The sequence below is a fragment of the Tardiphaga robiniae genome, assembly GCF_013359755.1.
In the GTDB taxonomy this organism is placed as follows: Bacteria; Pseudomonadota; Alphaproteobacteria; order Rhizobiales; family Xanthobacteraceae; genus Tardiphaga; species Tardiphaga robiniae.
In genome coordinates this window covers 1-18175 of record NZ_JABMCJ010000077.1, presented here as the reverse complement: position 1 = coordinate 18175, position 18175 = coordinate 1, and the positions used below count along the sequence as shown (strand labels likewise).

At 61.3% G+C, this 18175-nt stretch carries 15 protein-coding genes; 7 read left to right on the top strand and 8 right to left on the bottom strand.

Annotated elements, in window-relative coordinates; all coding sequences use genetic code 11:
• Positions 1-1416 (bottom strand): TolC family outer membrane protein, encoded by a 1416-nt coding sequence (locus HP556_RS08780; protein ID WP_175366669.1) that lies wholly within the window; start codon positions 1414-1416, stop codon positions 1-3.
• 330 nt (positions 1417-1746) lie between these two features.
• Here HP556_RS08780 and HP556_RS08775 point away from each other — a divergent pair, with 330 nt between their 5' ends.
• Positions 1747-3597 (top strand): acetyl-CoA hydrolase/transferase C-terminal domain-containing protein, encoded by a 1851-nt coding sequence (locus HP556_RS08775; RefSeq protein WP_175366668.1) that lies wholly within the window; start codon positions 1747-1749, stop codon positions 3595-3597.
• Here the strand turns inward: HP556_RS08775 and HP556_RS08770 are convergent.
• Positions 3594-4373 (bottom strand): enoyl-CoA hydratase, encoded by a 780-nt coding sequence (locus tag HP556_RS08770; RefSeq protein WP_175366667.1) that lies wholly within the window; start codon positions 4371-4373, stop codon positions 3594-3596. The two genes, HP556_RS08775 and HP556_RS08770, sit on opposite strands and share 4 nt — an antisense overlap.
• Positions 4374-4448: 75 nt before the next feature.
• Positions 4449-5132, bottom strand: a complete 684-nt coding sequence (locus HP556_RS08765) for a hypothetical protein (RefSeq protein WP_175366666.1) — start codon at positions 5130-5132, stop codon at positions 4449-4451.
• Positions 5133-5462: 330 nt separating this feature from the next.
• Here HP556_RS08765 and HP556_RS08760 point away from each other — a divergent pair, with 330 nt between their 5' ends.
• Complete coding sequence (locus HP556_RS08760) at positions 5463-6008, top strand: sigma-70 family RNA polymerase sigma factor (RefSeq protein WP_175366665.1); 546 nt, start codon at positions 5463-5465, stop codon at positions 6006-6008.
• A gap of 2 nt (positions 6009-6010) precedes the next feature.
• Complete coding sequence (locus HP556_RS08755; RefSeq protein WP_175366664.1) at positions 6011-6649, top strand: NrsF family protein; 639 nt, start codon at positions 6011-6013, stop codon at positions 6647-6649.
• A gap of 40 nt (positions 6650-6689) precedes the next feature.
• On the opposite strand, the gene HP556_RS08750 is transcribed toward HP556_RS08755, so the two are convergent.
• The 4 genes from HP556_RS08750 to HP556_RS08735 all read right to left on the bottom strand — a co-directional run bounded on the left by HP556_RS08750 (position 6690) and on the right by HP556_RS08735 (position 11510).
• Positions 6690-8018 (bottom strand): flavin-containing monooxygenase, encoded by a 1329-nt coding sequence (locus HP556_RS08750; RefSeq protein ID WP_175366663.1) that lies wholly within the window; start codon positions 8016-8018, stop codon positions 6690-6692.
• Positions 8015-8989, bottom strand: coding sequence for an NAD-dependent epimerase/dehydratase family protein (locus HP556_RS08745; protein WP_175366662.1), 975 nt, complete (start codon positions 8987-8989; stop codon positions 8015-8017). Before HP556_RS08745 ends, HP556_RS08750 begins: the two co-directional genes overlap by 4 nt.
• A gap of 190 nt (positions 8990-9179) precedes the next feature.
• Complete coding sequence (locus tag HP556_RS08740; protein ID WP_175366661.1) at positions 9180-10292, bottom strand: DUF2336 domain-containing protein; 1113 nt, start codon at positions 10290-10292, stop codon at positions 9180-9182.
• 69 nt (positions 10293-10361) lie between these two features.
• Complete coding sequence (locus HP556_RS08735; RefSeq protein ID WP_175366660.1) at positions 10362-11510, bottom strand: GGDEF domain-containing protein; 1149 nt, start codon at positions 11508-11510, stop codon at positions 10362-10364.
• A 551-nt stretch (positions 11511-12061) separates the two neighbouring features.
• Here HP556_RS08735 and HP556_RS08730 point away from each other — a divergent pair.
• The 4 genes from HP556_RS08730 (at position 12062) to HP556_RS08715 (ending at position 16123) form a co-directional block, all read left to right on the top strand.
• Positions 12062-12631, top strand: coding sequence for a sigma-70 family RNA polymerase sigma factor (locus HP556_RS08730; RefSeq protein WP_089266985.1), 570 nt, complete (start codon positions 12062-12064; stop codon positions 12629-12631).
• Positions 12628-13362 carry a hypothetical protein gene (locus tag HP556_RS08725; RefSeq protein ID WP_089266986.1) on the top strand — a complete coding sequence of 245 codons (735 nt, stop codon included), beginning with the start codon at positions 12628-12630 and terminating at the stop codon, positions 13360-13362. The genes HP556_RS08730 and HP556_RS08725 overlap by 4 nt, the downstream gene beginning before the upstream one ends.
• 80 nt (positions 13363-13442) lie before the next feature.
• Positions 13443-15194: a S8 family serine peptidase gene (locus HP556_RS08720; protein ID WP_246297528.1), complete on the top strand. Its 1752-nt coding sequence runs from the start codon at positions 13443-13445 to the stop codon at positions 15192-15194.
• Positions 15195-15601: 407 nt separating this feature from the next.
• Complete coding sequence (locus HP556_RS08715; protein WP_093761862.1) at positions 15602-16123, top strand: TIGR03809 family protein; 522 nt, start codon at positions 15602-15604, stop codon at positions 16121-16123.
• Here the strand turns inward: HP556_RS08715 and HP556_RS08710 are convergent.
• Positions 16120-17490, bottom strand: a complete 1371-nt coding sequence (locus HP556_RS08710) for a TIGR03808 family TAT-translocated repetitive protein (RefSeq protein WP_175366658.1) — start codon at positions 17488-17490, stop codon at positions 16120-16122. The two genes, HP556_RS08715 and HP556_RS08710, sit on opposite strands and share 4 nt — an antisense overlap.
• Positions 17491-18175: the final 685 nt, after the last annotated feature.

Here is an 18175-nt window from a genome sequence, read left to right as displayed (position 1 = left end):
TTATTGCCCCGAAGGCGTGCGGAGCCCGTGCCAGGCATCGCGCACCTGATGATAGTGAACTTCTGGCAGGTAGTCTGGCGTGTTCAGCCCGAGCGTCTTCACGTCTAGCCTGCCGATTGCGCTGAGCAGCGAATAGGATGCGATGACCCGGTCACGCTGCGCGCCAATCAGGCGTGCCTTTGCCTGTACGAGATCCTGCTGTGAGTTCAGGACGTCGACAGTGGTGCGCTGACCGCCTTGGGCCTCGCGCTGTACGCCCTGCAGTGCAACGCCGGCAGCGCGTACTTCGGCTTCAGCGGCACTCACCGCCGTCTTCGCGCCTTCATTTGACACCCATGCACCGACGACTGCGGTGCGGGCCTGATTGCGGACCTGTTCGAGCACCAGGCGGCTGACCGACGACAGTTCCTTGGCCTGGCGCGTCTGCGCAGCACCGAGGCCGCCGTCATAGATCGGCGCAGTCAATTGGCCGACGATCGAAGCCTGGTCGGTGCCAAAAGTGCCAAGCGTCGGATCCGACTGGCTGGATTTGCTGGCGCTGCCTTGTAGCGTCAGAGTAGGCAACAGGCTGCTCTCGGCCACTTTGATGGTCGTGGTCGCCACGTCGACATCGTAGCCGGCTGCCAGCACGGCGGGGTGCGCCTTGAAAGCCTGATTGACGGCATCGTCGCGGTTGCGCGGCAGCAGCCGATCCATCGGTTCCGCCGGACTGAGCCGCGAGGGTGCAGCACCAATCACCTGCGTATAAGTTGCCTGGCTGATGGCGAGATTGACCTCGGCGGCGTTGAGATCGGCCTGGCCACGCGCCAGTCGCGCCTCCGCCTGCGAGGTGTCGGTGGGTGTGACGTCCCCGGCGTTGAGCCGCTTCTGGGCGATGCCGAGGGTTTCGCGCAGGGAGGTGACGTTGGTGCGCTGCGCTTCGACCAGCGATTGGTTGGCGAGAACATTGGTATAGGCAACGACAGCATCGAGCAGCACGCCCTGGCCGACATTGCGCAGCGCTTCCCGGCCGGACTGGACCTGCAATTCCGCGACGCGGACACTGTTGGCTGTCTTGTTTCCGTTATAAAGCGTCTGGGTGACCGTGACGCCGATGGTCCATGGCTTCAGCGTTGCGCCCTGGATGGTGTTGTCTACGAGCAGGTTGCGCACGGCCTGAAGGCCATAGCTCAGCGTGGCTGCCACCTGAGGCCGGTAGCCGGCCATCGCCTGTGGGACGTTCTCATCGGTGGCGCGCTGGCGGGCCCGTTCGCCGTTCAGCTGCGGATTGGATTGATAGGCTTTGGCAAGGGCTTCCCACACCGTTTCGGCACGGGCATCGACGGCAGCAAAAATGCCATAGCCAATCAGGCTCAGGGCCATGCCTGTCCGAAGCGCGCGCCTTGCGGCGAGGCCAAATATGCCGTGACGAACCATATTATCCCAAAGCAATCTTCGGACGTCCGCCCCCGCTGACGTCTAGGTATGTTTAGAGGGCGTTGCCTTTGCAGGCAAACCATCCGGCGAAGAACCTCCGGGCTTTTGCGCTTTCCCCACAGGGCATTTGGCTGCCCCGATTTGCTTGATTGATCAGGACTCTAGGGAGGATGGGGCGCTCCGTGAATGCGACGAATAAACCCGCTTCACATGGCCGCGTGTGTTGCATGTCGGGCACATTTCTGAATAACCGCACGCAGTGGTAACTCTATCCGGCTTTGCTGCGCGATTGCGCTGAGGAGCTGCCGATCCTGCCCAGCCGGAATGCTTATGCCCAAGATCTTCACTGATCCCGACGCCATCGCTGAAGACATCATTCGCGACGTCGGGACGACGCTCGTGGTCGGGCTGCCGCTCGGGCTTGGCAAGGCCAACCATATCATCAATGCGCTCTATCAGCGCGCGCTGGCCGATCGCAATGTCAGACTGACGTTCTTCTCTGCCCTGACACTGGAGAAGCCGAGACCATCCAGCGAGCTGGAGAAGCGCTTCATCAATCCGGTGATCGAACGGCTGTTCGGGGGCTATCCCGATCTCGCTTATGCAAACGCGCTGCATAAAGGTGAGCTGCCGCCAAACATTCAGGTCAACGAATTCTTCTTCCTTGCGGGAAAATGGTTGCGGGTTGCCGACGCGCAGCAGCACTATATTTCGGCGAACTACACCCATGCGTCGTCCTATCTTCTGACGCGCGGGCTCAACGTCATCACGCAATTGGTGTCGAAGCGTGTGGTCGATGGCGCCGCGCGCTATAGTCTGAGCTGCAATACCGACACCACACTTGATCTGATGCGGGCGCGCAATGAAGGTCGCGTCTCGTTCAGGCTAATCGGTCAGGTCAATTCGGAATTGCCCTTCATGCCGGGGCAGGGTGATCTTACCAGCGATGAGTTTCACGCGGTGCTCGAAAGCCCGGAGACTGAATTTCCGCTGTTTGCGCCCCCGTCCGAACCGGTCAACGACACCAAATACGCGATTGGATTACACGCTGCCGGCCTGGTGTGCGACGGCGGCACGCTGCAGATCGGCATTGGGCAAGTGGGCGATGCGCTGGCGCAGGGCCTGATCGTTCGCCACCGCGACAATGCGGCGTTTCGTAATCTGATGCAGCGTCTTGCCCCCGACGCGCCTCCGAAAGAAGTCGCGACGTTCGAACGCGGCCTCTACGGCGTCAGTGAAATGCTGTTCGAAGCATTTCTCGGTTTGATTGATGCGGGCATTCTCAAGCGCGAGGTGGATGACACCATCGTGCATGGCGCGTTCTTTCTTGGGCCGAAGGCATTCTATCAGGCGCTGCGCGACATGACGCCGGAGCGTCTGGCGAAAATCCAGATGATGCCGGTGTCATTCACCAACGAACTCTACGGTGACGAAGATGCCAAACGCCGTGCGCGCGTCGATGCGCGCTTCGTCAACAACACGATGATGGCGACGCTGATGGGCGCTGCGATCTCCGACGGTCTCGAGAACGGCCAGGTCGTGAGCGGGGTCGGCGGGCAGTATAATTTCGTCTCACAGGCTTTTGCTCTGGAGGGTGCACGCTCGATCCTGACTCTCGAAGCGACGCGCGCCGGCAAGAAGCCAGCCTCCAATATTCGCTGGAGCTACGGTCACACCACAATCCCGCGACACCTGCGCGATATCATCGTGACGGAGTATGGTGTCGCCGATCTGCGCGGGAAATCCGATGCGGATGTGATCGCGGCCATGCTGCAGGTGTCCGACTCGCGCTTTCAGCCGGAGCTGATGCGACAAGCCAAGGAGGCCGGAAAGCTTCCCAGGAGCTATGACATTCCTGCAGCATATCGCGACAACGTGCCCCAGCGAATCTCCGCTGTCCTCAGGTCGGCGCGGGACGCCGGTCTGCTGCCCATGTTCCCGTTTGGTAGCGACTTCACCGAAGTAGAACAGCGCCTGATCCCCGCACTACAGATCCTCAGCGCTGCATCGGCGTCGCCGCAGAAGCTCGCTGGATTGTTCTGGGAGGGCATGACACATACAGCCAGCGCATCTGATGAGGCGGCGCTGGCGCGGCTCGGGCTCGATCGTCCGGCCACATGGGCCGAACGCGCCTATCGTGTGCTGGTGTCCGCCGCGCTCGCGCGCAGCGGCTCAGCCTAGCGATTCTTGTTGACCGGCTTCCGCTTCTCGATGAAGGCGGCCATGCCTTCTGAACGGTCTTCCAGCGCGAATGTCGCATGAAACAGATCGCGTTCAACCTTGAGGCCTTCGGTGAGCGGCGTCTCGAAGGCGCGATTGACGGCGTTCTTTGCCATCGTCGCTACCGGGCGTGACATGGCGGCGATCTTTTCCGCCATGGCGATGGCTTCTTCCATCAGCTTGTCGGCCGGGACAATGCGGCTGACGAGACCGGAGCGCTCGGCTTCCGCCGCATCCATCATGCGGCCCGTCAGGCAGAGGTCCATCGCCTTTGATTTGCCGATGGCGCGGGTGAGGCGTTGGGTGCCACCAATGCCGGGAATGGTGCCAAGAGTGATTTCCGGCTGGCCGAACTTCGCGGTGTCTGCGGCGATCATGATGTCGCACATCATGGCTAGTTCGCAGCCGCCGCCGAGCGCATAGCCTGAGACGGCAGCAATGGTCGGTTTGGTACAGGTGGCGACACGGTCGCCGCCGATCGCGGTGAAGTCGCTGGAGAACATGTCGATGAAGCTCTTTGGCTGCATCTCCTTGATATCTGCCCCGGCGGCAAATGCCTTCTCGCTGCCGGTCACGATGATGCAGCCCACGGCGGTGTCGGCTTCCAGCTCGTCGATGGCGATCTTGATTTCGCCGAACACACCGAAAGAAAGCGCATTCAGCATCTTCGGGCGATTCAGCGTGATGATGCCGACCGCGTCTTTGCGCTCAACGATGAGGTGTTCGTAGCTGCTCATGTTCCATCCCGCGGATTTTTGCGAAGCTGCCAGGATCGACAGCCCCGCGCAATTTGCCCGCTCGGGGGATGGGGTTCAAGCCATAAACATACGGGCCGCAGAGGCCATGGTCAGCAAACCGCCAAATGCGATGAAGATCTTACCAACAAGGGAGGTCTTGTCCCAGGTCGTGCTGCTCTCGGTGGCGACTTCCGGTGCCGGTGTGTCGATGGTGGCCTTTGCGAGCGTCAGCGGCGGCTTATCGTTGCTGATGGCACGATCGAGGTCGTTGAGCTGGTCAGCGGCAACGAGCTGCGCGTTGCTGGCGCCGGAATCCGGCGACGTCGTTGCGGGCTGTTCCTGCTGGCCGCCGATTTGGCCAAGCGCGCTGCCGGCTTGCGATGACATGTTGTAGGTGTTGGTCGCTGCTGTCTCAGAGGGCCATTGCGCATTGGCATTGGCGACCAATGACGGGATGGCAGTATCGCTGCTTCCCGGCTTCGCGTCTTCCGTTTTGGCAGTGTCCTCATCAGCCGATTTTTTCGACGTCTTGGTTGCCTGCCGGTCGGACTTGCGCGATTTCGTTTCGCTCTTCCTGGCACTGCGGTGCTTGGTGGCCTTCGCTGCTGGTTCGGCGGACGTGTCTGCAGCGCTGCCAACCGCTGCGGCCGGCTCGGATGCTGGAGCGTCGTTTTCGGTCGCGTGAAGCGGTGCCGATGTGCAGATCCACAATCCGGCTGCGATGACCAATGCCGCACGTCCGCTGGCTCTGATGTTCATGGAAATCTCCCCAAAGTACCGGCCCCCAATGGCCGCAAGGGAAACTGCGCAGGTGTTCACACCGGGGCAAAAAAAGGGAATCTTCGGACGAGTCCGGCAAAAACGGGGCATGAACGCTGCCGCAATTATCGTCTCCACAGGCGTCAGCTAAAATCTGCCTTTGAAATCAAGGCGACGGATGTCACTCTGACGGTTCGATGGTATGAGCCGGATGTCTTTGAATCTTCGGCTCGGGATTGGGGCGTAGGTAAGGGCTTCACGGTTCCGTGATTTTTCTCTCAGCTAGCGTAACAAACTGAATTATCCGCCGAATTGGCTTTAGGAGCGCGCGTGCGCGGACGTGACGACGAATGGACCGATCTGATGCGGTCGGCCAATGCAGGGGATAGCGTTGCTTATCATCGCCTGCTGAAGTCGGTTACGCCCGTGCTGCGCGCCGGAGCGCGGCAGGGCCTGTCACGGGCTGGCCAGCCGCCCGATCAGGCCGAGGATATTGTGCAGGACATTTTACTGGCGGTGCATTTGAAGCGGCAGACCTGGGACGCGAACGCGCCATTCGCGCCGTGGCTGTTTGCGATCGCCCGCAACAAGCTGATCGATGCGCTGCGTCGCCGCGGACGTCGCGTCTTCGTCAATATCGACGATTTTGCCGAGACGATTCCGAGCGAGCCGCCGGCCGAAACATTGCCCACCGTCGAGATATCCAATCATCTCGCCGATCTTCCGCCGCGGCAGCGCGACGTGTTGAGATCGATCGCGGTGGAGAGCGCATCCATCAAGACCACGGCGTCGAAATTGTCGATGACCGAAGGCGCCGTGCGCGTGGCGTTGCATCGTGGGCTCGCGAGCCTCGCAGCCAAGCTGCGAAAGGATTGACCATGGATACCGATCGCCTGATTCAAACGCTCGCCGCCGACAATGATCAGAGGCCGCGTCCCGTGAGCACGCAGCTCGCGATGGCCTTGTTGGTCACGCTGCCGGTGGTGGCGGCGATGTTGCTGGTGACGCTTGGCATTCGCCCGGACTTCATGTCGGCGATGCGGAATCCGTTCTTCGATACGAAGTTTCTGGTGACCTTGGCGCTCGCCATTCCAGCCATCGTGATCAGTGTCCATCTGTCCCGGCCCGAGGCGTCGTTGGGGCGCTGGATCTGGCTGTTGCTGCTGTCGCCGTTCATACTCATCGTGGCGTTGATCGTCGAAATGACGATGCCGCAGCGCGCCCCGATGATGGTGCGCATTATCGGCAGAAACTCGTCGCTGTGTTCGGCGGCGATCACGCTGCTGTCGCTGCCGATCCTCGGCGGCGCGATGATCGCGCTGCGCCACGGCGCGCCGTCACGCCCCGCCGTTGCCGGTGCACTCGCGGGATTGATGTCAGCCGGGCTAGGGGCGACGTTTTACGCCGCGCATTGCGCGGACGACTCGCCGCTGTTTGTCGCGACCTGGTACACGCTCGCAGCCCTCGTCGTGGCGGCGCTGGGTGCAGCCATCGGTTCGAAAGTACTGCGCTATTGAGCGGTGCGAGAGCCACGCGTTCCGCGAAAAATGAATCCGGTCAGGCCGATGCCATGGCCGCTGGACGCCCACTTGCCGCCTTTGCAATGTCGCCGTTGAGCTCGCCGGCATAATCCTTGAAATCGACTTCCAGCGTGTAGCGCGCTGAATTGAGCCAGGTGCTGATCTTCCTCTGGTGAAAGTCGCGGACCTCCAGCGCCATATCGCCAGGGCTGGGCAGGGCGACCTTTCCGGTCAGCACAGATGCGATCCATCGGGCCTGGATTTCGACCAGCGGTATGGTCGGCCCGATGGGCTGCACCAATCCGGCAAAGAACAGGCCGGGTCGGTTCGGCGGCGTGATGCGCCGATAGAGATCGACCATGCCGCCATCTTCCGGCACCGAGAAGATCTCGGGCGCGAGGAACGGGAAGCTGGTCTTGTAACCGGTTGCGTAGATCACCGCGTCGAAGCTCTCCTGCGTGCCATCGGCGAAGGCGATGGCGTCCCCCTCCAGCGCGGTGACGTTTGGCTTGATGCTGATCCAGCCATGGCCGATATAAGGCAGCAGCTCCTGGCTCAATGTCGCATGTTCGCGCCACATGGGATGTTTCGGCTTCGGCACGCCGAAGCGGGTCTGGTCGCCGACAGCGAGATAGATCAGCCGTGCCATGATCATGCGTGTCAGCAGTGTCGGGAATTTCAGCTTGCGCGCGAAGAAGGCCGACCAGCGATCGATCGGGATGCCCATCATGTATTTCGGCATGATATGGGCGCCGGTTCGCGTGGACAGCACGACGCTGCTGGCGCGCTTGCAGAGATCGATGGCGATATCGACGGCCGAATTTCCGATGCCGACGACCAGCACCTTCTTATCCTCGAAAGGCTGCGCGGTGCGATACTGGCTGGAATGAATCGCCGTGCCGTTGAATGTGCCAGAGAACGTCGGCCAACGCGGATCCCAGAGATGGCCGTTGGCGACAATCACCGTCTTGTATTCGCGGGTGCCTTCCTTCGTCGTGACGCGCCAGCCGTCATCGGTCTTTTCGACCGAGGTCACTTCGCAGTTGAAGCGGGTGCGAGATCGTGCGCCAAACCGATCCGCATAGGCTTCCAGATATTCCAGCAACTGCTGGTGCGACAGGAAGTCGGGCTTGTCGGCTGGAATCGGAAAATCGGAGTAGCCGAGATTGTTGCGGCTGGTGTCGATATGCAGACTGCGATAGGCGCAGGACAGGCCATTGTCATTGCCGTAGCGCCACATCCCGCCGATATTTGAGCCCTTCTCGTAGATGTCGAAACTGAGCCCCTTGTCGTGCAGGGCCTTGGCAACGGCAATACCGGATGAGCCGGCGCCAATGATGCAGATGTCGACTGCAGGCTCGGTCATGCAGCAGATTTTTCGGCAAGACGCTGGCGATACTGGCTCACGATGTCCTCGAAACTCTTGTCGGCGACGACGCCGAGGGATGGCGCGCGGGTGGAGATGAAACCTTTCGGCCAGCTATCGACGATCTTCTTGAGATCGGAATCGAGGGCATATGTCACGTTCGGCGTGGTGTTGGTGACACGTGCGATCGATTCAATAATGTCTTCCATGCTGATCGTCAAAGCAGGTTGATTGAGCGCGCGTTTCCCGCGCATCTTGGCTGGATCGGCATTGTGAAGCGTGATCAAATTCTGCGCAACGGTCTCCACCGAAACGACCGGCACTTTGGTGTCCGCGCGCAATGGGCAAATCGACGGCTTTCCGGCGACGCCATCACGAACGATGCCTGCGATACGGTCAGATACCGACTGTGTTGGCGGGCCGGGGTGCACCAGCACGATCGGCAGGCGCAGGGCGCGTGCATCGACCATTCCGTGACGCGTGGCGTCCGCCAGCATCAATTCGGCGATGGCCTTGTGCGTGCCATAGGAGGTTTGTGGACGCTGCAAATGATCGTCATCGACATGATCAGGCAATAGGCCGCCGAAGACCGCGATCGAACTTGGAAAGATCAGGCGCGGCGGAGCATCTTTCGCGCCGATCGCGTCGATCAATTCCGCCAGTGCCGAAACATTCACCGCCAGCGCGCGCGCCGGGTCCTGTTCTGCGGCGCTGGTCAGCACAGCGGCGAGATGAAACACGCTATGGGGTTTCCATGCAGCGATTTTCTTCAGCGTATCGGGTGCGTCGATGTCGGCTTGCAAGTGCCTCACACATCGGTCGGATGCTGGCGGCAGATGTGTGTCGAGAAGGAGGAGCTCCTCGATTGTTTCGCTTGTGCCTGCAGTACTGGTGAGCGCGCCTGCTTGAAGCAGCACAGAAGTGAGTGTTCTGCCGATGAAGCCACCGGCGCCTGTAATCAAGACGCGCATGAATCCCGCCCTGCTTGATGCCAACCCGTTCCGGCGTTATTCGCCGTGATCGAGGCATCACTATCAGCGCCTTCACCGGCAAGTCGATGCCTGCTGACGGAATGGCTGCTCAGCGCAATTGGCGTTGCGGCGCTCCGTCTCAATGGCCAGACTGCGGCCATTCGCGTGGAAACATGTCGACTGACAAACGTCAGGCGGCAGGTAGGTCGGACGTCGCCTGCTGCATACGGTGGAAGCGCAGGACCTGTTGTGCCGCGGAGATGCGCAGACGTTCATAGGTCTCGCGGTCGGTCGCGCTGTCAGACATTTGCGTTCCAGCGAGTTGCTCGCGCATGTTGATGATGGTCTTGACGGTCTTCCATGAAAAATTCGCGACCTTGCACAGAATGAAAATGCCCTCGCTGCGGGATTCGACCATCATGGTTTCCGCGACGGAGATTGGCACGTTGGCCAGGCACGCGAGCGCGGCGTTAGCCTCGTCGAACTTGCCGGCTTCGGCGAATTTCGCCACTTCGTTTTCATCCAGCCGACCGTCTTCAAACAGGGAGCGTACGAGACCATGGGCGATGACGGTCTGCTGACTGATGCTGCCTGGTGCGGAGCGAGCCCGCCGGGCGACCTGCTGAACCACCAGAGATATGTCGGCGGTGTGGTGGACGTGGGCGGCTTCCAGCTTCGCCCGGACCGAGGCCGACGCCTTGGCGACGAGCTTCAGATAGTGGTGGCGCGGAATGGAGGGACGCAGGCCAACACATGTCGCAATCGTGTCGTTGCCCTCGGCACGGGAGAGCAGGGTATTGTAGCCGCGCTCTGTAATGTCGGCGCCGCGGTTGTTGACGGTGCTGGTGACGACGGCGTCGTTGCCGCGTTCGACAAGAACATCCGTCAGGGCGCCGCTCAGGACCTTGCGCGTCGAAATCGCGAGCAGATGGTCCTGGCTCTTGGTGCGTGCATTTTCGATCAGCGCATGATCATCGAGCTGCTCCGATTGTGAGAGCACGGGGGCGGCGACCTCGATCAAATCGTCGAATGCGAGGGTCCGGACGACCCGGGGCGGTGCGACAGGGATGGGTGCCAGTCGCTCGGCCAGAAGGGCCTTTGCAGACGCTTCCATATGCGTCAGCAGGCAATCGAAGACGTCGTCGAACACTGCGATCTGCGCGTCGGAGTAATCCACGGCATTGTTGACGAACAGATCCGTGACGCGGCGCAGCGTTTCCACGCGCCGTGCGACCGTTCCGTGGGCCAGTGCGGCGTCAAGTTCGTCGAGTAAATTTGCCGATAACGGTGACTTCGAAGACATAAATCAAATCCCGTAATTCTAATCGTGTCCTGCCGCTAATATGTTGCGGCCAGGGGTCGTAAAATTCGTTCAGGCGCTTGCAATTCGATTTCGTCCGCGCTCCTTGGCGGCATAGAGTGCGCTGTCGGCGCGTGCGAGTAAGGTGTCTGGCGTGTCGTTCGGACCCAATGTGGCAACGCCGCCCGAAATCGTCACGGTCAAGCCGTCGGAAAATGCGCTCCAATCCAGGGCTTCGACAATCCCCCGCAAACGGTCGAGCATTTGCACGGCCTTGTCATGCGGCGTGTCCGGCAGCACCAAAAGGAATTCCTCGCCGCCATAGCGGCCGAATTTGTCGATGCTGCGGATATTGGCGAAAATGGTGATGGCGAAGGTCCGCAGTACTTCGTCGCCGGTTGGGTGTCCGAAATTGTCGTTAATCCGCTTGAACCAGTCGAGGTCGATCAGCGCGGCGGTGCAGGGTGTGTTGCTGCGCTGTGCGCGGATGATTTCATCGTCAAGCAGCCGCATGATGCAGCGGCGATTGAACGACCCCGTCAGTTCATCAAGTTCTGCGAGCTCTTCGATGCGCTTGTAGGCGGCCTCGAGTTCAACGCGGCGCCGAAACAGCGCGTCGCGTAGTGAGCTGGAGAAAATGCCAATGAACATGCTGCGGGCGATGGTCATCGAGAATGTCAGCAATGTGCCGAAGCGTTCGATCGAGTTGCTGGAGGGGAGCGTCAAGGGCAGATCGACGAAGAAATACAGCAGTGCTAGGCCGCCGGTCATGACGGTCCAGGCGCCGACACCTTCACGGGGCGAGGTACGCAAGGCGATGACATTAGCCACAAGAAACAATGCGCAGAGAAACACGACGGCGACATTGGGCGCGGTGTAAACGAAGGCGAGCAGAAGTGCGTACGTGACAGCCGTGTAGGGCGCTGCGAAGAAATGATCGCGCCAGTCATCCGTCAAGCCGCTCTCGGAGATCGCGAGGAAGATCAGGACAGAGGCAAAAGCGCAGCCGGCATAGGCCGCGACGATGGTGCCATCGATAGTGCCTGCTGCAAGGAAGACGAAAAGCAGCACGACATTGACGGCATGACTGGCAGCCGCGAGTGCGAGCATTTGCCGTCGCCGCTTCAGGCGACGTGCCAGCATATCAGACCGCAACTCTCCATCGACGGCTTCGAAGTCGCCGTTGACTGGATTCAAGACTGATGAAGCGGCTGCGGTCATTGAGCCCATCGATGGGTTTCGCTGACGAAACTCTAGTGCTCAAAGCCTTTAGGTTTGGTATCTATTGCCGCAAGTCAATCTGGTAACCGGCTACTCATTTGCTGCTCCCGGCGACATCTGTCGACAGATCGCGTGCAGCGAGACTGACAGAAGGTTTCAAGAATAGCTTTGTTATTTAAGTAAAAATGCCCGGGCCGATGACGAGCCCGGGCGAGTTCACTTGATGTGGCGGACAAGACGCCAGGGCAAGTTACGGTATTCATTGATGAGGGTTTCGGGATATGGCTGCAAAATGCAGGTTCCTCCGTCTCAAGGCTGTTCCGGAAGCCACGACTTGGTAAGGTTGCCGTGTGAATCGCTGGCGTTCGGGTCGGAAATGCCCCAGCATTATGCTACCTGTTACCCGTTCCGCCCAAGAAAAGGGCGGTAAAAGCCCGTTCGGCGCGGTTAAAAGCAGCCGCGACCGGTATATTCCTGCCCATTCGAGAAGATTTTATCTTGTCAATCGAACCTCTTACATCCTCATTCAGACCAACCTTGCGAGACGGGCAGTGAGTGCAACACAGGCGGCATCGGATGAGATTCTGATCGCCCGGATTGCGCAAGGCGACCGTCTTGCCATGCAGGTGCTTTATGGCAGGCACCACGTCCGGGTGTTTCGCTTCGGCCTTCGGCTGGTGCGGAACGAACAGATTGCTGAGGATCTTATCAGCGAAGTGTTCCTGGATGTGTGGCGGCAGGCAGGCAAATTCGAGGGCCGTTCCGCGGTCTCGACCTGGCTCCTGGCGATTACGAGGTTCAAGGCGCTGTCCGCGCTGCGCAAGCGCAAGGACGCCGAACTGGACGACGAGACGGCCAACGCGATCGAGGATACGTCCGATAACCCCGAAGTGTCGGTTCAGAAAAAGGATACCAGTGACGCGTTGCGAAAGTGCCTGACATCCCTTTCGCCCGAGCATCGGGAAATCGTCGATCTCGTCTACTACCACGAGAAGTCCGTGGAAGAGGTGGCCGAGATCGTCGGAATTCCCGAGAACACCGTCAAGACGCGCCTGTTTTATGCGCGCAAGAAATTAGCCGATCTGCTCAAGGCAGCCGGCATTGAACGAGGCTGGCCATGATGGCGATGAGCAACAAAGTGCCGACCCAGGAGCCAGGTGAGATCGAGGCATTGCTGCCTTGGCACGCCGCGGGCACGCTCAACGCGCGTGATGCTCGCCGCGTCGATGATGCACTGGCCAAGGATCCGGAACTGGCGAAGCAATATGCCGTGATCCAGGAAGAATATGCGGAGACCATTGGCCTCAATGAGAGCCTCGGTGCGCCGTCCTCACGGGCAATGCAGAAGCTGTTTGCTGCGATTGACGCCGAGCCGGTGCGCAGCGGATCGACATCGGTCGGTCTGTCGGCGCGGATTTCCGGATTTTTCGCATCGCTTTCGCCGCGGACGCTGGCGGCTTCGGCCGCTGTTGGCGCGCTCGCTATCATGCTGCAGGCCGGTGTGATTGGTACCGTGCTGATGCAGCGCGATACACACTCATTCCAGACCGCATCCTATGAAGCCGCGCCGTCGCCGGCGAGTGCACCGACCACTGTCACCCGGTCGCTCGCGCCGGCACCGGCCTCGGTGGAAGCCCCGACGCGCCTGTTCGTCCGTTTTGCGCCGACTGCACGGGTGTCTGACATCACGGCGCTGCTCGATGGCTATCAGGGTACGATTGTTGACAGCGGCAAGGACGGGCTGTTCCGGCTGCAGTTCGGCAATCGGGTGATGACCAAGGACCAGATCGCCGGGCTGATCCGCCGGCTGGAGAACGAGAAGATCGTCAGCATGGCGGTTCAGGCGCAGTAGGCGCCGTCGGTTGATCCGATCCGCATTGTGCGTGCGAGGCCTGTTCCATGAGACATGATCGTGGTGCCTCCGGACCGATAATGAAATGCACGGCCGCTGTGCTTTCGCTCGCCGTCGCATGGCCGTTCAGCCTTTCGGTCGCTGGCGCGCAGAGTATGATGCGCTCGCCGAGCCTCAATATCGGATCGCGCGTTCCCACGATCGCACCCAGCACAACACCGCGCATCAATCCGAACATCGCTGCCGGCGCGGGTCGCATCGCCGGCCGTGGCCCGAATATCGTGAGCCGCGGACCCATTGCTGGTCGCGTCGGTATCACCAGCGTCGGCCCGCGCGGTACGGCGATCGGGACGACGGCCAGCCGGGCACCGCCGATATCCTCGCGGCCAGGGCGTACGCCACCGTCGAAGATCGTGGGCGTGCTGCCAACCATTCCTTATGTGCGTTATTCGCCCAACACCTATCCGAGCTGCGCCTATGCCAATCGCGCGGCATCCGGCGAATGCAACGAGAAGCCATTAGTTGCTGATCTCGGCGGCGGCGGCCCGACGCCCCGCAGCCAGAATGCCGGTGGTGGACCGCGCAGCAACGGCCCGCAGGCGGCCCTCAACACGCGTTACGTCCCACGACAGATCGTCGCCGAACTCGACAGCGCGCTGACGCCCGACCAGACAGCTGCGCTGGCGCGCCGTCTACGCCTGGAGCGTCTGTCGTCGCAGGATTTTCCGCTGATCGGCGCGACGATCAACCTGTTCCGGATCACCGACAATCGTTCGGTCGAAACTGTCGAGTCCCAGATGCGCGCCGAGGCTGACGTACGCGCTGTGCAACCCAATTTTCGCTATGTGTTGCAGGACCAGGTGACAACGCCGGTGCTGGGCGAGGGCGATCCTGCACAATACGCGCTGGCGAAGCTGCGTCTGCCCGAGGCGCACAAGCTGTCCGCCGGTGCCAATGTCACGGTCGCTGTGATCGACTCCGGCATCGACGTCGCGCATCCCGAACTTGCTGATGCCATCGTGGGTTCGTTCGATGCGCTTGGCAGCAAGGCAGGTGCGCATGTGCACGGCACTGGCATTGCGGGTGCGATCGTGTCGCATGCGCGGCTGATGGGCAGTGCGCCGCGTGCGCGCATTCTTGCCATTCGCGCTTTTGGTGTGTCGCAGGGCGGTGCCGAGAGTTCGTCTTTCGTGATCCTCAAGGGTATCAACCACGCGGCCATGAATGGCGCCCAGGTCATCAATATGAGCTTTGCCGGCCCGCAGGATCCACTGATCGAGCGCGGTATTGCGGCCTCAGCCAGCAAGGGCATCGTGATGGTCGCAGCATCAGGCAATGCCGGACCGAAATCGCCGCCGCTTTATCCTGCTGCCAGCCCCAGCGTGATCGCAGTCAGCGCCACCGATGCGTATGACAGGCTGTTCACCGCGTCGAACCGCGGCAGCCACATCGCGGTGGCTGCGCCGGGCGTCGATATCTTCCTGCCCGCACCGGACAACAAGTACCAGATGACGTCGGGCACCTCGTTCTCGGCGGCTTACATCAGCGGGCTCGCCGCATTGATGATCGAGCGCAATCCGCAACTACGGCCGAACGAGATCCGCAGCATCCTGATGACAACCGCGCGTGATCTTGGTGCGCCCGGCCGTGACGACCTGTTCGGTGCCGGCGCGGCGGATGCCTATAGTGCGGTATCGGCAGTGCAGGGCGCTCAGCACCCCGTGGCGACAGGGCCTGCGCCTGTCACGCCTGTTGTCGTCACCGCGCCGGCGCCGACGACGCGTGCGGTCGAGGCATCGTCGCCGTCGATGGCGTCAGACGTCCAAAAATAATCTCCTGATCGTTGAACGTTTGGCCGGGTGGACCGGACATATGGATGTGGGAGCGGCATTCCCTCCCCAACGAGGCCATATCCGGCGCATGCGCCCAAACATTCGCGCCGGTATAGCTTGACCCGTCCGGTTGTCCCCCCGGACGGGTCTTTCGTTTTTGTTAACCAAAAATTTTAACCTTCAGGTCATAGATTGCCGGTGCATGGCCCGGCATCGAGCAAGGCTCAAGCAAGGCTTGACTGCAATACCTCAGGTTTGACGGGGCTTTCTCACGTGTTTCCAACGCAATTGTCCAAGTTTGACCACATTGCGCTGGACCCCGAAAACTTTTCCACAGAAACTCTCCAAGTATTGGTGAGTGATTCGTTTGTTGCTTTGCGTCCGTTTTTTCTCTTGCGGACATTTCCATGTCATCTCACCTGAATTTTCCTTACCCGCATGCCGGCATCGGTCGGCCACTGGCCCAGCGCTGGTGCGCTCTTGCCGAGAGTCGACTGGATTACCTGACAGAACTGTTCGAGAGTGGGCGGTGGCGCCGTTTTCACAGCGAAGCCGAGTTTCTCGACAACATTCAGGAAGCCAAGGAAGCGGTTGAACGCTGGCGGCTGATGGTCGAGGGCGAGACTGCCGCCGTGAGGCGCGTGCTGTCTTCGGAAGGGGTGATCTACCGGGCGCCGCGCGCCTCTGAACCACCACGGCCGGCTGCCGTCGCGGCTCCTGCCATCGCAGCGCCCGCGGTTGCGCCGTTGCAGCCAGACATCGAGCCGGTGGCTGAAGCGGCTTCGCCCGTCTTGATCCCGATCGAAACCCTGTTGCGGCAGGCTCCGCCACGCCAAGCGGCGGTGACGCCGGCAGATCTGGATTGGCAGAAAGCGCTTGATCCTCTGGTGATGAGCGCGCGCTATCCGATGCTGCGGACGGCGCTTTAGCGCACCATGTTCCCGGAGAGGGCAATCTGCTGATAGCGCTGTGCGCCATCGGCGGTGAGGTCCGGCGTCACCGGCTTTGCATGATCGAGGCCGACCACAGCGCCGCGCGGCGCGCCTGAAATCATGTTGTTGCTGACAAGCGCGGTGCCGGCGCCCGGCGCGACCGATACGCCGATGCCGATGAAGCTGTTGCGCACCACGTTGCCGGTGATGGCGACATCGCGCAGATACTTGCCCCAGCCCACGATCATGCCAAAGGACGGCGCGTTCTCGACGACATTGCCGCTGACGCTGGCGTCCGCCTCGATATAGATGCCGATGCCGGCATCGTCGTCGGGCGCCGTACCGATCGGCCGCTTCGGGAGCAGGTTGCGGATGATGTTGCCGTGTACGACGGCGATACGGCCGCCTTCGTTGAAGTTGCAAACGGAGACACCGAGCGCCGCACCATCGACGGTGTTGTTGGCGATCACCGCGGCCTCGAAGGCGAATTCCGAATAGAGCGCGACTTCGCGCACGCTCGACACGCTGTTGCCCGTGATGTGGATGTTCGATGCGGAGTTGCCGCGCACCGCCGAGTAATCGCAATTGCGGATGCGATTGCCGGAGACGATGACATTGCCCGCACGAAAAGCGTTGATGGCGTTGCCATACTGACCGGAGCCGCCGGGGCCGGCCTTGATGTCCTCGATACGATTGTCGATCACTTGCGTGCCGTCATCGCCGATGGCGGTGCGCAGGATCTCGATGCCGTTGCTGCTGGTGCCGGAAATGGTGTTTTGCGCGACGATCAATCCCTGCGCATCGAACGAGACGATCGCCGTGGTGGCGATGTTGGCGAGTGTATTGCCGGTGATCGCGCCCGCCGTGTTGTCCAGCCAGATGCCGGCGCCGCCGCTATTGCTAACGGTGCAATCGCTGATGCGGAGTTCGCGCGCCTGGACCATGTGCAGCAGCCCGCGCCGCGGCGGCAGTTTGGCGAAGTTGCCGTCCAGCGTGAGGCCGCTGAGGCTGACATAGTCCGCGCCTTCGCCTGACAGCAGTGACGCGCCGCCGCTGAAGGTGAGGGTCGTTGCGCCGCGCACACCGATGATCTGCGAGCCGCGCGCGAGCCTGAGCATGCCGGTGCGATAGTTGCCGGGCGGCAATGCGAGCGGTGCCTGCGCGCGTGCCGCCTCGTCGATGGCGCGTTGCAATGCGCGGGTCTGGTCGTCCTGGCTATTGGCACGCACACCATATTGCGTGGCGTCGCGTCCGAGCGTCGAGGTGAGCGTGGCGGCGCGTGCCGCGTCACTCGATGCGGCGAATGCGCCGGCGGCGAGACCCGCGCCGGACGCAGTCAGCAGATGGCGGCGATGCAGGTCCATGGTTCAAGGTCCCGGTGGATGTCCGCTGATGACGTAACGCAAGATGATGCGTGTGACGTTGCCAGGCGAGAGTGGCCGCGATGAATGTGCAGGGTAGGGTTAATGATGCGCTCACCTGCGCGCTGGAACGCAGCATGGGCTCGCTCCGGAGCGATGCGCCCGTGCTCTACCGATCCTGCGATCTCGCGTAACGCTCTCGGTCGTCATGCGCGGACAGCGCGAAGCCAGCTTCGCAATGACCCAGGCCTCTCCCACGTCATGGTCGGACCTGTTCCGGCCATCCACGCCTTGCTTTGTCGCCAAGACGTGGATACCCGGCATGCGCCGGGCATGACGGCGTTTGGTTTGAGCGTGCGCGCGTCACGCTAGTTCAGATTCAACTGTCAAACAGCCACTGCTCTTCAGACATGCGTCATCGCCCCCATTGTTTGCGGCGCGGGGGCGCCGTCGTGTCTTGCATTCCCGCCCTCTGTTGAGAGGGCGTGCGGAACGCCGGGTGCCCGTTGCACCCTTGGGCCTGATGCGATGCGGTCTTCCGCAATTTAGAGTGCATCAGGACTTTCGGAGGCGCCGAGCGATTGCCCGACGTTCCGCCTGCGGTGTTTTTTCGGTTGCCTGCACATCTGCCTTGGCGAACGGCCCCATCACCAAAATTAGTGTCCCAGGGCGGAGGGACAGGGTAGCC